The organism is Turicibacter sp. HGF1 (genome assembly GCF_000191865.1).
Classification (GTDB): domain Bacteria; phylum Bacillota_I; class Bacilli_A; order MOL361; family Turicibacteraceae; genus Turicibacter; species Turicibacter sanguinis.
This window is the reverse complement of record NZ_AEXQ01000008.1, coordinates 35,105-47,789: the sequence shown is the minus strand read 5'-3', so window position 1 is coordinate 47,789 and position 12,685 is coordinate 35,105. Positions and strand designations below refer to the sequence as shown.

Annotated in this window: 16 protein-coding genes; 8 read left to right on the top strand and 8 right to left on the bottom strand. The window is 35.5% G+C overall.

Annotation, left to right across the window (positions count from 1 at the left end):
- Window positions 1-7: 7 nt before the first annotated feature.
- The gene (locus tag HMPREF9402_RS00865) at window positions 8-274 is read right to left on the bottom strand and encodes a hypothetical protein (protein WP_039930614.1); all 267 of its coding nucleotides are present in this window, start codon (window positions 272-274) and stop codon (window positions 8-10) included.
- 324 nt (window positions 275-598) lie between these two features.
- On the opposite strand from HMPREF9402_RS00865, the gene HMPREF9402_RS00860 reads away from it, so the two are divergent.
- Together HMPREF9402_RS00860 and HMPREF9402_RS00855 are read left to right on the top strand one after the other, a co-directional pair.
- Window positions 599-787 (top strand): hypothetical protein, encoded by a 189-nt coding sequence (locus HMPREF9402_RS00860; protein WP_009606182.1) that lies wholly within the window; start codon window positions 599-601, stop codon window positions 785-787.
- Window positions 788-806: 19 nt separating this feature from the next.
- Entirely contained in the window at window positions 807-1,169 is a 363-nt protein-coding gene (locus HMPREF9402_RS00855) for a hypothetical protein (RefSeq protein ID WP_006785797.1), read from the top strand.
- A 154-nt stretch (window positions 1,170-1,323) separates the two neighbouring features.
- Here HMPREF9402_RS00855 and ispG read toward each other — a convergent pair whose 3' ends face one another.
- On the bottom strand, window positions 1,324-2,409 hold the full coding sequence (gene ispG, locus HMPREF9402_RS00850) for a flavodoxin-dependent (E)-4-hydroxy-3-methylbut-2-enyl-diphosphate synthase (protein ID WP_006785798.1): 1,086 nt from the start codon (window positions 2,407-2,409) through the stop codon (window positions 1,324-1,326).
- 130 nt (window positions 2,410-2,539) lie between these two features.
- Between ispG and HMPREF9402_RS00845 the strand changes: the two genes are divergently transcribed.
- The 6 genes from HMPREF9402_RS00845 (at window position 2,540) to HMPREF9402_RS00820 (ending at window position 9,283) form a co-directional block, all read left to right on the top strand.
- On the top strand, window positions 2,540-3,163 hold the full coding sequence (locus HMPREF9402_RS00845) for a superoxide dismutase (RefSeq protein ID WP_006785799.1): 624 nt from the start codon (window positions 2,540-2,542) through the stop codon (window positions 3,161-3,163).
- A 158-nt stretch (window positions 3,164-3,321) separates the two neighbouring features.
- The gene (locus tag HMPREF9402_RS00840; protein ID WP_229040102.1) at window positions 3,322-5,523 is read left to right on the top strand and encodes a peptidoglycan D,D-transpeptidase FtsI family protein; all 2,202 of its coding nucleotides are present in this window, start codon (window positions 3,322-3,324) and stop codon (window positions 5,521-5,523) included.
- A 285-nt stretch (window positions 5,524-5,808) separates the two neighbouring features.
- Window positions 5,809-5,958: a 50S ribosomal protein L33 gene (gene rpmG / locus HMPREF9402_RS00835; protein WP_006785801.1), complete on the top strand. Its 150-nt coding sequence runs from the start codon at window positions 5,809-5,811 to the stop codon at window positions 5,956-5,958.
- 532 nt (window positions 5,959-6,490) lie between these two features.
- Window positions 6,491-7,435, top strand: a complete 945-nt coding sequence (locus HMPREF9402_RS00830) for an L-lactate dehydrogenase (RefSeq protein WP_009606176.1) — start codon at window positions 6,491-6,493, stop codon at window positions 7,433-7,435.
- 219 nt (window positions 7,436-7,654) lie between these two features.
- On the top strand, window positions 7,655-8,596 hold the full coding sequence (locus HMPREF9402_RS00825) for an ROK family glucokinase (protein WP_006785804.1): 942 nt from the start codon (window positions 7,655-7,657) through the stop codon (window positions 8,594-8,596).
- A gap of 60 nt (window positions 8,597-8,656) precedes the next feature.
- On the top strand, window positions 8,657-9,283 hold the full coding sequence (locus HMPREF9402_RS00820) for an MBL fold metallo-hydrolase (RefSeq protein WP_009606177.1): 627 nt from the start codon (window positions 8,657-8,659) through the stop codon (window positions 9,281-9,283).
- A 26-nt stretch (window positions 9,284-9,309) separates the two neighbouring features.
- On the opposite strand, the gene HMPREF9402_RS00815 is transcribed toward HMPREF9402_RS00820, so the two are convergent.
- From HMPREF9402_RS00815 to HMPREF9402_RS00790, 6 genes are all read right to left on the bottom strand, one after another.
- Window positions 9,310-10,290, bottom strand: a complete 981-nt coding sequence (locus HMPREF9402_RS00815; RefSeq protein WP_009606186.1) for a right-handed parallel beta-helix repeat-containing protein — start codon at window positions 10,288-10,290, stop codon at window positions 9,310-9,312.
- A gap of 109 nt (window positions 10,291-10,399) precedes the next feature.
- On the bottom strand, window positions 10,400-10,903 hold the full coding sequence (locus HMPREF9402_RS00810; RefSeq protein ID WP_009606180.1) for a shikimate kinase: 504 nt from the start codon (window positions 10,901-10,903) through the stop codon (window positions 10,400-10,402).
- Window positions 10,904-10,909: 6 nt separating this feature from the next.
- The gene (locus tag HMPREF9402_RS00805) at window positions 10,910-11,296 is read right to left on the bottom strand and encodes a hypothetical protein (protein WP_006785808.1); all 387 of its coding nucleotides are present in this window, start codon (window positions 11,294-11,296) and stop codon (window positions 10,910-10,912) included.
- On the bottom strand, window positions 11,289-11,957 hold the full coding sequence (locus HMPREF9402_RS00800; RefSeq protein ID WP_009606171.1) for a competence type IV pilus minor pilin ComGF: 669 nt from the start codon (window positions 11,955-11,957) through the stop codon (window positions 11,289-11,291). Before HMPREF9402_RS00800 ends, HMPREF9402_RS00805 begins: the two co-directional genes overlap by 8 nt.
- Complete coding sequence (locus HMPREF9402_RS00795; RefSeq protein WP_006785810.1) at window positions 11,935-12,246, bottom strand: type II secretion system protein; 312 nt, start codon at window positions 12,244-12,246, stop codon at window positions 11,935-11,937. The genes HMPREF9402_RS00800 and HMPREF9402_RS00795 overlap by 23 nt, the downstream gene beginning before the upstream one ends.
- On the bottom strand, window positions 12,243-12,683 hold the full coding sequence (locus HMPREF9402_RS00790) for a type II secretion system protein (RefSeq protein WP_009606181.1): 441 nt from the start codon (window positions 12,681-12,683) through the stop codon (window positions 12,243-12,245). Before HMPREF9402_RS00790 ends, HMPREF9402_RS00795 begins: the two co-directional genes overlap by 4 nt.
- Between the last annotated feature and the right edge of the window lie 2 nt (window positions 12,684-12,685).

The following is a 12,685-nucleotide window of genomic DNA, read 5'->3' as shown; positions in this document are numbered from 1 at the left end:
TTTGTTATTATCTTTTGTTAAAAATGATATTTCGTTTGATAGACGTAATGAGTTCATGATATTTTGATAGATTATATAGATTGCAATGTTTGCTAAGCGTATCGTCAATCAGAGATAGAGAGGATTCATCCATCAACTCTTGCCAATGTTCGGTTAACAAGTGATGGAAAATCTCTAAGTCAGAACCCTCAATGCGCAAATCATTTTTTTGATTCAAAGATTGCAATTCATCGAAGGTCAATTTCATTAAGGTTGCTTTAATGTTATCATACATCATGCGTCCCCCCTTAAGTATAAATGATGTAAGCTTTCATTTATACTATGCAGTTTATTGCAAAAGGTTCTAAAAAATGACGTTTTTTTTTTGAGATAACGGTTACGTCATTGATGAAAGGGTTTTAAATAGAGAAATTATATATTAATAGAGAGACGCTTTGGATATAATGAATTTAATATAAATGGCTTTAGGGGGAGGAGTTAAATGTTTACACGAATCAATAGGGAATGACATCAATTACAAGAACAAGTCGCGACTTATCAACGAAATGAAGATTGTTTAAAATGATTAAAGCAGCGTCAACGGAAATTAGAAGGTCAAATGCGTGAGTTAGAATCAAAATTAAGAGCTGAGCAATTAGACGTTGAAAATTTGACACATCACAAGGTTATCAAGACGTTTTATCAATTGCTTGGAAATTATCAAGCAAAAATTAAAAAAGAAGAAAATGAGGTTTTAGAAGCAAAATTAAAATATGCTCAGGCAAAGCGTCAGTTAGAAGAGTGCTAAGAGTTTTGGTGTATTTGACATGGTTGGCGGCGGGGTGGTTGCTGATATTGCCAAACATTCATCTCTTCATCAAGCGCGAGATAATGCTAGCAAAACTCAGTCCTTAATGAATCGATTCAAAAGAGAGCTCACAGAGGTTAAATTGAAGACGAATTTTCAAATTGAGATGGACGGCTTTACGAAGGTTGCTGATTTCTTTTTTAATGGATTCTTGATGGGCTTTTTAGTTCAATCCAAAATTAATGCTTCCTATGATGACATTTCTTCAGTTAAAAGACAGGTGAGCCAAGTTTTATCGCAACTATCATCGATGAAGAATAAGGTTGAATCTGATATCATTAGTAAACAAGTTGAACTTGAAACGTTCATTCATCAAGCCTAATAAAAAAACGCTGAAATAATCTGCGTGTTGATATGGGGAGGTAAGCAAAAAAGCGAAACGTTTCTTTTTTAGCAAGGCAGGAGAGCGTATCTTTCTTGTTGTCCAATTCTCCCATTAATAAAAAGGTGATATCAAGAGATATCACCTTTCATTTTTAAGCTAAGCTTTCGCGTTCTTTAATTAAAATTTGAATTTCTTCAACTAAGGTATCAAACATTTCAGCTTCCGGAACTTTACGAACGATTTCTCCATTTTTGATAAGAAGTCCTTCACCGCGTCCACCTGCAATTCCAATATCAGCATTTTTAGCTTCACCAGGCCCGTTTACCGCGCATCCCATGACAGCAACTTTGATATCATGAGGAACCGTTGTTAAATAATCTTCAACGCGTTGTGCAAGGGGAATTAAATTATATTGGATACGACCACATGTTGGGCAAGAAATTAAGGTTGCCATATTTTTAATTAAGCCGAAATTCTTTAAAATTTCGCGTGCGACTTTAATTTCTTCCACCGGATCTGCACTTAATGACACACGCATCGTATTTCCAATCCCTTGATTTAATAAAATTCCAAGTCCAATAGCACTTTTAATGGTTCCAGAGAAGACCGTTCCGGCTTCTGTGATTCCTAAATGCAATGGATATGGGAATGTTTTAGCGGCTAACTCATAAGCTTCAATCGCTAAGTCAGTATCTGAGGCTTTAAGTGAAATAATAATATCTTCAAACCCTAGTTTTTCTAAAATTTCAACGTGGAATTTGGCACTTTCAACCATTCCTTCCGCCGTTGGTTTCCCATATTTTTTTAAGATTTCTTTTTCTAATGAACCGGCATTCACACCGATACGAATCGCAACTTTTTTCGCTTTAGCTGCTTCAACAATTTGGCGCACACGGTCTTCATTTCCAATATTACCTGGATTGATGCGAATTTTATCAACGCCACCTTCAATTGCGATTAACGCCAAGCGATAGTCAAAATGAATATCAACAACTAAAGGAATGCTAATACGTTCTTTAATCGCTTTGACTGCTTTTGCATCTTCTTCATCTAAACAAGCGACGCGGACGAGTTGACATCCTGCGGCAGCTAATCGGTTGATTTGTTCAACCGTTGCTTCAATATCGTGCGTTTTAGTGGTGGTCATACTTTGAATAATGACTTCATTTGCACCACCGATAAAGAGATTACCTACTTGAACTTTTTTTGTATTTTGACGATGTGTTATTAAAGACATCGGGCTCACCCCACATTTTATCTCTTTTTTGGATAAATTATCGAAAAACTAACGCTATCCATCAATCATTATATAATAATTCTGAAGTCTTTCAAACCATAATACTTAAATTTAGGGGAGTTGATTTTTGATGGCTGATTTTATGTTACCACCATTGCCTTATTCTTATAATGCACTAGAACCTTATTTAGATGCACAAACGATGGAAATTCATTACACGAAACATCATCAAACGTATACGAATAATTTAAATGCCTTAGTTAAAGGACATGAAGAATTTTTTGATGGAAAAACAATTGAAGAAATTCTAAGTGATGTTGAGGCAATTCCAGCTGATATTCGTCAAGGCGTGATTAATCAAGGTGGCGGATACGCAAATCATAACATGTATTGGAGCGTTCTTTCACCAAATGGTGGGGGTGAACCATTTGGAAAATTAGCTAAACACGTAAAACAGACGTTTGGTAGTTGCGATAAGATGAAAAAATTAATTTCACAGGCAGCTATCAGTCAATTTGGATCAGGATGGGGATGGCTTGTTTTAACTGAAAACAAAGAGTTAGAGGTGATGAATACATTAAATCAAAACTCACCTTTGAGTATCGGAAAAACGCCTCTTTTACTGATTGATGTATGGGAACATGCGTATTATTTAAAATATCAAAATCGCCGAGCTGAATTTGTGGAAGCCATATGGAACGTTATTAACTGGGATGAAGTGGAAAGACGCTATGAAGAAGCATTGAAAAAGTAAGGAAAATTAGGAAACTGCCACACTTAGAGGCAGTTTTTTATTATACGCAGATAAAGTCAAAATTAGTTTTATTTTTACATAAAAAATGCAAATGGCTTTTTGTGAGTGTGATATAATAATGAGGAAGTTTAGATTTGGAGTTTAGAAAGGTGCGTCATATGGTAGATAAGATTTTAAAGCTAATCAAGTCATTAGTTTTTCGAATACATATTTTAAAGATTGTCAGTATTGTTTTGTTTTTAGTGATTTGTTTTCGACTATATTCAATTCAAGTTACGTATTCACCGGATTACACGAATTATATTGAACGCTCGACGACGGTTGAGCTCCAAAAAAATGTCCCACGTGGGGTTATTTATGATCGTAACTTTGATGTTTTAGTGGATAATGAGGCCGTTAATACCATTACGTATCAACTTTACTCAGATGTTTCTAAGTCACAAATGAAAGACATTGCGAGTCAATTAGCGAATTTAATCGAGGTTGATTTCTCAAAACTAACCTCTCGTGATTTAAAAGACTTATATCTTGAGGTTTTCAAAGAGGAAGCGAATGAATTAGTGACTGCTAAAGAAATCAAAGAGTTAGATGATAATGAAATTTATCAACTACAATTAAGTCGTATTACAGATGAGATGCTTGAAAAGTTAAGTGATCATGATAAAGAGACGCAAGCCATTTATATTAATATGAATAAGGGGACGAATTTAACGTCTAATATCATTAAAAAAGGAGCCACTCAAGATGAAATTGCCATTGTAAGTGAGCATCTAGAATCACTACCAGGTGTGAATACAGATGTCGATTGGGATCGCACTTATCCAAGTGTCGCGGGAATAAGTCCAATTTATGGACGTGTTTCATCGTATGAGCAAGGGTTACCAGCCAATTTGTCAGGCTATTATAAAGCGCATGATTATCAATCAAATGACCGCGTTGGGCTCTCACAATTAGAGCTTTATTACGAAGCTTTATTACGTGGAAGCAAATCTCAATATGTACTCAAAAATGAGAATGAGGTTTCAAACTATCAAGAAATTTATGAGGGACAACGTGGTTATGAGCTAGTTTTATCACTTGATGCCGAGCTTCAAGCAGCGCTCAATAAAATTGTTGAAGATGAGTTGATAGCGGCTAAAACGAATCGCCCGGTTGCCACACAGTATTTACGTGAAGCATATGTGGTCATGTTAAATCCAAATACAGGTGAAGTTTTATCGATGACGGGAAAAGTCATTGAATATAACGAAGAAACAAAACAATATGAGATATATGATAATTCTCTTGGAACTATTCAAAATGCCTTTACAATGGGATCAGTTGTCAAAGGGGCAAGTTTATTAGCAGGTTATCATTACGGAGTAACGGATATCAATCAATATATTACAGACGGTCCATTATCATTTAAAGGTGGATTGATTAAAAAGTCATGGAAAACACTCGGCTATATTAATGATTCAGACGCCTTAAAGTTCTCAAGTAACGTTTATTTCATGTTACAAACAATTCGTCTTGGAGGTGGAACTTACGTCCCAGGAGGACCATTAGTGTTAGACGTTAGTGCTTTTGATCAGTATCGCGAGTTCTTTAATCAATTTGGTCTTGGAGTCAGTACAGGAATTGATTTGCCAAATGAATCAATTGGGTTAATTGAAACGAATAAGACATCAGGGAAATTGCTTGACTTTTCAATTGGACAGGCGGATATTTATACGACGATGCAATTAGCACAATATGTCTCAACTATTGCGACAAGTGGCCGTCGTTATGCACCTCAAATTGTCAAAGATGTGTATTTACCTTCAAATGAGGAAGTAGATGGAAAGCAATTGGTGAAGTCGTTTGAACCGAAACTATTAAATATCGTTCAAATGGATCAAAAATATTACGATCGTGTTCATGAAGGATTTAAACGCGCCTTACAAGAATCAGGCGGGACAGGTTACTCGGTCTTTTATAAAGCAGACTTTAATCCAGCCGGAAAAACCGGGACAGCTCAGGAATATCTTCGCGATACTGAAACAGGGCGTTATGTAAAAGATGAAAATGGCGATTTTATTGAGGTCTACAATCGTACCTTAATTGCCTATGCACCTGCTGACAATCCGGAAGTAGCGATTGCAGTGGTCATTCCACAGGCAGAATTACCGACTCAATCGGATGCAGCGTCACTTAACATTGGATATGAAGCATTAAAGGCTTATTTTGACTTAAATAAGCAACGGATTCAAACAACTCCGACACCGCAAAATCAAGACTCAATTCCAGTTGGAGAAACAGAAGGAGGAGCTGAAACTGATCAAGTAGAGGAAACACCAACGCAAGATCAGCCTAGCACACCAAATATTTCAGAAGATTGAATATCAGAACTAGAAAATACCGTTTTAGATGAATAAATCATGAAAAATGGTTAAAAATGAAAAGAGAGCATAGATGCTCTTTTTTTATTTTGGAATTAAGATGCATTTTAGTAAAAATTACAGAAAAATAATGCTTGAGTCATCTACAAGCATTTGTTATAATTTTTACACACGAGTAAAAAAAACATAATTCGCCTTATAGTGTGAAAAAACTAAAAAATACTTTGTGTTTTTTCGTGGTGCATGCTATAATGTAGAAGTTGTTATTAGATTGGAGGGATTTTAGTGCGAGTAAATCTTACATTAAAATGTACAGTTTGCGGTGAAGAAAACTACATTTCTAAAAAAAATAAACGTAATAACCCAGAACGTCTTGAGATGAATAAATATTGCCCACGTTGTAAAAAAGCAACTGCTCATCGCGAGAAAAAATAAGGAGCTATTCCTTTTTCAAAATCCTGTTTATACAGGATTTTTTTTTTTTTTGTCTCATTTTTTAGAAAAAGGCTTTATTTGAGATGAACGAGAATGTTATGGAGAAAATTGAAGCATAATAAAAAGAGAATGATTCAATAGAGAGGTTAAACTTCTTCGTATGAGATTCATTCTAAAACAGAAGGCTTAATAAGATATCGATATAAAATGAGCAGTATGCTGAATTTCGTTCCATGTAAAAGAAAATGGTTTCAAATTTAAAAGGTTATAATCTTTAAGAAGTCGATGAATCACTTTTAAACGAAATATGTTTTAGAAGAAAATGAAAAATGTCAAAATGTCAAAAAACGTATCGAAATAAGACGAAAACGTTTTAATGAAAAAAAGAGGTCATAATGTTTGTGAATAAATGAATTATAGGATATAATGGAATTAAATGAGGCATCGGTTACATCTTGAATTTTCAAATAAGGTGATTTCAAGTCATAAAAATAAATGATGCACTCAAATAACATAAATAGAGGTGACAGCCATGAAAACTGGAGTAAGACGTGTTGTCTTAGTAGGAACAGGATTTGTAGGAATGAGCTTTGCTTATTCAATGTTAAACCAAGGTGGATTAGAAGAATTCGTCTTAATCGATGTAAACAAAGACAAAGCTGAAGGGGAAGCAATGGACTTAAGCCACGGGTTACCTTTCGCACCACATAAAATGGATATTTGGGCAGGAACATATGAAGATTGCCGTACAGCTGATATCGTTGTAATCACAGCGGGAGCTGCACAGCAACCAGGTGAAACACGTTTAGATTTAGTTGAGAAAAATGCACGTATTATGCGTGGAATTGTTCGTGACATCATGAAATCAGGATTCAACGGAATCTTAGTCATTGCAAGTAACCCAGTTGACGTTTTAACTTATGTAGCTTGGCAAGAATCAGGATTACCACGCCACCGTGTAATCGGATCAGGAACAACTTTAGATACAGCTCGTTTACGTTATGAAATCGGTAAATACTTAAATGTTGACCCACGTAACGTTCACGGATATATCGTTGGAGAACACGGAGATACTGAGTTCCCATTATGGTCTCATACAACAGTTGGGGTAATGCCATTATTAGATATCATCAATGATAACCCACAATATAAATTTGAAGATTTAGAACAAATCTACGTTAATGTACGTGACGCAGCTTACCACATCATCGATCGTAAAAAAGCAACTTACTACGGAATCGGTATGGCATTAACTCGTATTGTTAAAGCTATTTTAAGTGATGAAAACAGTTCATTATCAGTATCTGTTTACTTAAATGGACAATATGGACAAAATGATGTATTCGTAGGGGTTCCTGCTATCATTAACCGTAACGGAGTACGTGAAGTATTTGAATTAAATATCACAGGATCTGAACGCGATAAATTAGCTAAATCAGTGGCTGTTTTAAAAGAAACGTTAGACTCTGTACGTTAATTTAACGTTACCTTAAACACACTACTTTTATGAAGTAGTGTGTTTTTTTTAATGATATGTAACGGGTTAGCTTTTGAGGATGGAAGGGTTTCATCTTTATATTTGAGAAGAGTTATGTTAAAATATTATTCGAAAATATTAAATCTCGATTCGACAGATATTGAATCATATTCATAAATGAACGTAAGATCATTCAAACTTAGAAGGAGGACAAAAGAGATGAAAAAATACGTATTCGGAATTGATGTTGGTGGGACAACAGTCAAGTGTGGATTATTCTCTTCTAAAGGTGAATTATTAGAAGCATGGGAAATTGTAACGAACAAAGATAATAATGGTGAAAATATTCTTTCAGATATTGCTAAAACAATTGACGCTAAATGCGCTGAAAAAGGAATTAACAAAGATGAAGTTGAAGGAGTAGGGGTGGGAGTACCTGGTCCTGTTAATAATGAAGGAATTGTAGTAGTCGCTGTTAACTTAGGTTGGTCGACAAAAAATGTTAAAGAAGAGTTAGAATCGTTAGTTAACTTACCGGTGGCTGTTGGAAATGATGCAAACGTTGCGGCTTTAGGAGAATTATGGTTAGGAGCAGCAGCAGGTGCTAAAGATGCTATCATGTTCACATTAGGAACAGGAGTGGGTGGTGGTGTCATCATCGACGGTAAAGTGATTGCAGGTGTTCACGGTGCTGGTGGAGAAATTGGACATATCGCAGTTGTTTTAGAAGATGGAAATCAATGTAACTGTGGAAAAAAAGGATGTTTAGAAACGGTTGCTTCAGCAACTGGAATTGTTCGTGAAACAGAAAAATATTTAGCAGCAACTGAAGAGGCATCAACGTTACGCGATTTAGAAAAAATCGAGGCAAAAGACGTTTTCGATGCAGCTAAAGCAGGAGATGTAGTTGGAATCAAAATGGTAGATCAATTAGGACGCTACATTGGATTAACAGCGGCTAACTTAGCAGCAACAACGGATCCTGAAAAAATCATTATTGGTGGTGGAGTTTCAAAAGCAGGAGATATCTTAATTGAAACGATTAAAAAACATTACCAAGCCTTCGCATTCAGTGCGGTTCGTGAAACAGAATTTGTATTAGCTGAACTTGGAAATGACGCTGGAATCGTCGGATCAGCTTATTTAGCAAAAACATTATAATCACTTCGGATTAAGCACCCTATTTATTAGGGTGCTTCCGTCGTCAATGAGGTGTTAAAAATGAAAGTTTTCCCACTTATTTTAGGGCCTGTTCAAACAGCCTGTTACCTTGTCTCAAATGGCAATAAAGCCGTCGTCATTGATCCGGCTGCGAATGCGCAAACGATTATTAGACACCTAAAAACGAAAGGATTAGAACTTGAAGCTATTTTACTGACACATGGTCATTTTGATCATATTGGAGCAGTCAATGAATTAGCAACTCATTACCAAGTTCCCATTTATGCGCATAAAAAAGAAAAAGAATATTTTGAAAATCCAGATGTTAATTTATCACCTATGATTTATGAACGTCTTGTGTTAAATCCTAATTTTGATTATCAATTTTTAGCAGATGGAGCCAAATTTGATTGCATCGATACAAACATTCAAGCTTTCCATGTGCCAGGACATACAACAGGAAGTTTGTGTTTTTATTTTAAAGAAGGTGACATGCTCTTTACAGGGGATACCTTATTCAAAGGATCCATTGGTCGCACCGACTTTATTTATGGAAATCATGATCAGTTAGTAACTGGTATTAAGAAAAAGCTGCTAACATTACCCAAAAATACCCTTGTTTATCCAGGGCATGGTGATTGTACAACGATTGAAGAAGAAACAAATCATAATCCATTTTTAAAATAAAAAGTCGCTCATATAGCGACTTTTTTTTAGTCTTCTAAATCTTTTGGAACGTCGATCAAGGGTTCTTTTAAATCATTTTCAATGAGATTGATTTGATTTCCTTGTAAAATATTATGGCTTTGTAAGTTATGATAGCCATTCATTAAGATTCCAATACTATTGTAATGAACCACAACGTTTTGAGAGATTTTATTGTGACTACCATTAAGATTTATACCTGTTTGATGGCCGCTTTGAATGGTATTTCCTGTAATCTCACTGTAGTCAGTATATAAATCAAGTCCGGTTTCATTCGCTTTTAAGGTATTTTGACAGATGGTGGCTTGATTGTGACCGATTAAAATCCCGCAAGCATGACAGTGGCTAATATTGTTTTTAACGAGCTGCGAACTTCCGTTTTGAACTAAAATTCCATATTTCGAATCATCAATTGTATTTTTGTAAAAAATATGATGTTTTGATCCATTTGAGACAATCCCAAGAGCATACGTTTCGATATGAGTTAAAAGATTTTTGATGAAATAATTATGGCAAGAAGGACCTAAGGCGACCACTCCACGAGAACAGTTTTGAACTCGATTCGCCTTGAAAATATTATGGTTTCCCGAAAATGAAATGGCGCTACTTTTATTATCCATGAGGTGACAGTGCAGAAGTTGGTTATGGTGTCCTATAAACGAAATACCACTTTGTTGATGATTAGCACACGTGATTTGGTAAAAGGTATTATAATTTCCAATTGAGACAATACCTGCTATAAAGTTAATGATTTGCACTCCTTGGATTTGGATGTGATGTGAGTCGATTTCAATGCCAATATTAGCTTGATTTTCTCCGTCAAGGATGACGCTTCCAGGGTGGGCCAGCAGATAGAGATGTTCTTTTTTTATGATTTGAAGTGATTCATGATAGATACCAGGTTTAATCCTAATGGTATCGCCACTATGAGCAGCGTTAATAGCGGCTTGTATGGTTTTGTAATGATGTGGGACGTTTAAAGTACTCATATTTTCACTCCCTGATTTAAGCTTGGTTATAGTATTAATTTATTCTAAGTGGGAGGTTTTGTGCCTAAATAAAAAGCAATGAACCGTCTGGACATTGCTTTTTTGGAGGTTAATAAAGTTTTAACGCAGATTTAATATAATCAACAGTTTCTAAAATTCCTAGTTCATCAATTTCAATCGTTAAATGAGCGCAAGACTCATACCATTGATGTCGTTTTTTATATAGGGTTTCAAGTTTTGTTTGAATGTCTTCATCTTGAAGCAGTGGACGATTTGTTGGATTAATGCGATGAATTAAGGTTTTAATTTCTGCTTTTAAATAGATGACGGTTGCCTCATTTTGAATCAGGTGACGATTAGCCTCAGTTACAATGATTCCACCACCCGTTGAAATGATATCAACATGTGATAGAAGCTCTGAAAGGGCATGAGTTTCACAATCTCTAAAGTAAGATTCACCGTGATGTTCAAATAAGTAAGAAATGCTTTGTTGTTCTTTTTCTTCAATGTATTGATCGGTATCGACCCAGGATTTAGATAAGTCAGCCGCTAATGCTTGACCAATTGTTGTCTTGCCACTGCCCATCATCCCAATTAAAATGATTGATTTCATGAATAATCACCCGTGTACTAGTGTATAGGTTTTACTTTTTTTATCGTAAGATACTTTTGCTTTACCTAAATACTCATTATAGTAGACCTGATAAGTGACATCAAGGCTTTGGGTATAATTTGAATATTTTAGCATCGCACTTGCCCCATTACTTAGGGTAATCGTTTTAGAAGATTCATATTTAGGAATTGTTTGCAAAGGATCTGTGATTTCATCAAGCACGAATTTCAGACATTCCTTTTCAAGTAAGGTCAACGTGAGATACTCTCTTCTTTTTTCAAACAGTAAGGTCTGGCTTTGAAGCTGTTGCGATAAGGTTAGCAAGAGGGTGGCCATAATCAAGGCAAGGGTAAGCGTAAGACAAAGAATGCTTCCCTTTTCATTATTAATCATCAGACATCAACTCCTCATTAATCATTTCATCTTCAACGATTAGATCATCATCTCTTTCTTCAAAGAACTCCTCATTTGGAAAGGGGACATCGAGACTGTCTTCAGAGAACCCTTTGTCTAGTAATGAATGATTATTATTTTCTTCTAGAGGGAATGAGAGATCATCTAGCTCTTCTAAAAGCTCCTCATCTTCAAGTAATTCAATAGTAGGAAGCGGAAGATTAAAGGTGTTTAAATATACAGTCATACTTTGAGAAGAGGTTTTTAAATGAATGGTGGCATAATTAGCTTGATGATCCTTTACATTTAAGGTTTTACAATGATACAAGGCAATCTCGCCGCCTTTTCCATTGACCTGACGCATCAATCGCTCATCGGAGATAAAGTAAGAAATAGTGTCTCCATTTGATTGGTGAAGATTAAGGATTTGATGATTAGGAGAAGAAAAATAAAGGGAAAGTCGAGCTTCAATTTGGATTTGTGTGGCGAGAGCTTCTAGTTCATTTAATAAAACAGCATCAGTATTCGAGGCATATAATTTTGTGACTTGAATAAGGCTAAGTAAGGTAATAAGTAATAGTGAGGTGATGATGAGTGCAATTAAATGTTCAAGCAATAGAAATCCTTTTGAATTAAGCTTACAAACAAAGTGTTTTTTCATAAGTTGCTCCTAAGGGATAATGGGCACAAACTTGATGGGGTGAAAAGGTTATTTTATAAGGAAGCGGGGAGTCAAAATATAGGGTGTCTGGAAATGTTTTTTGTTGATATAAAAGTTCATCTTTAAGTTGATAGATTTGATTGAAAATAAGTTGTTCTTGAGTGAGTTGATGACGGGCCATTAAAAGATTCGGAAGCATTTGAAGCAAGGTGCTCAACACGACACCCAAAATAATCAAACTGATTAAGCACTCATATAAAATAAATCCTGATTCACGCTTAAGTTTCATCTAATATCTACACCTCCTGCGCCGATTGAAAAGACAATCGATTTTTTGAAATGACGACTATTGACGACAATGGTTTGACCTTTATCAATATGACCAAAAATATTGAATGATAAGGTGATAATGGATTCAGAAGCATTAAGGCTGACACCTGGAGGCAAATAGCGACGAAAATAGAGCGTTTTCTCATCGGTGGAAGAAACATCATAGTAACCTTGTTGTCGATAAATTTTTAGTTGGATGAGCTGTGATGATTTTGGCATCATGTTCGCTTGACGAATATAAGCGAGATCCGCTTGGATGGTAGCTAACGTTTGATTCAGATTAATGTAATCATAGAGTTTCATGAAAGAGGTTGAAGTCGCTAAAATAAGGGCACTCGTAATAGAAAGCGCGATGAGTGCTTCAATTAAGGTGAAACCTTTTTGATTTTTGAGCATGG

Excerpts from the sequence above, each read along its gene's own strand:
- HMPREF9402_RS00815 (WP_009606186.1), bottom strand. The coding sequence starts at position 10,290 with ATGAGTACTTTAAACGTCCCACATCATTACAAAACCATACAAGCCGCT.
- HMPREF9402_RS00860 (WP_009606182.1), top strand. The coding sequence starts at position 599 with ATGCGTGAGTTAGAATCAAAATTAAGAGCTGAGCAATTAGACGTTGAA.
- HMPREF9402_RS00865 (WP_039930614.1), bottom strand. The coding sequence starts at position 274 with ATGTATGATAACATTAAAGCAACCTTAATGAAATTGACCTTCGATGAA.
- HMPREF9402_RS00855 (WP_006785797.1), top strand. The coding sequence starts at position 807 with ATGGTTGGCGGCGGGGTGGTTGCTGATATTGCCAAACATTCATCTCTT.
- HMPREF9402_RS00800 (WP_009606171.1), bottom strand. The coding sequence starts at position 11,957 with ATGAAAAAACACTTTGTTTGTAAGCTTAATTCAAAAGGATTTCTATTG.
- HMPREF9402_RS00840 (WP_229040102.1), top strand. The coding sequence starts at position 3,322 with ATGGTAGATAAGATTTTAAAGCTAATCAAGTCATTAGTTTTTCGAATA.
- HMPREF9402_RS00810 (WP_009606180.1), bottom strand. The coding sequence starts at position 10,903 with ATGAAATCAATCATTTTAATTGGGATGATGGGCAGTGGCAAGACAACA.
- HMPREF9402_RS00795 (WP_006785810.1), bottom strand. The coding sequence starts at position 12,246 with ATGAAACTTAAGCGTGAATCAGGATTTATTTTATATGAGTGCTTAATC.
- HMPREF9402_RS00845 (WP_006785799.1), top strand. The coding sequence starts at position 2,540 with ATGGCTGATTTTATGTTACCACCATTGCCTTATTCTTATAATGCACTA.
- HMPREF9402_RS00825 (WP_006785804.1), top strand. The coding sequence starts at position 7,655 with ATGAAAAAATACGTATTCGGAATTGATGTTGGTGGGACAACAGTCAAG.
- ispG (WP_006785798.1), bottom strand. The coding sequence starts at position 2,409 with ATGTCTTTAATAACACATCGTCAAAATACAAAAAAAGTTCAAGTAGGT.
- HMPREF9402_RS00830 (WP_009606176.1), top strand. The coding sequence starts at position 6,491 with ATGAAAACTGGAGTAAGACGTGTTGTCTTAGTAGGAACAGGATTTGTA.
- HMPREF9402_RS00820 (WP_009606177.1), top strand. The coding sequence starts at position 8,657 with ATGAAAGTTTTCCCACTTATTTTAGGGCCTGTTCAAACAGCCTGTTAC.
- HMPREF9402_RS00790 (WP_009606181.1), bottom strand. The coding sequence starts at position 12,683 with ATGCTCAAAAATCAAAAAGGTTTCACCTTAATTGAAGCACTCATCGCG.
- HMPREF9402_RS00805 (WP_006785808.1), bottom strand. The coding sequence starts at position 11,296 with ATGATTAATAATGAAAAGGGAAGCATTCTTTGTCTTACGCTTACCCTT.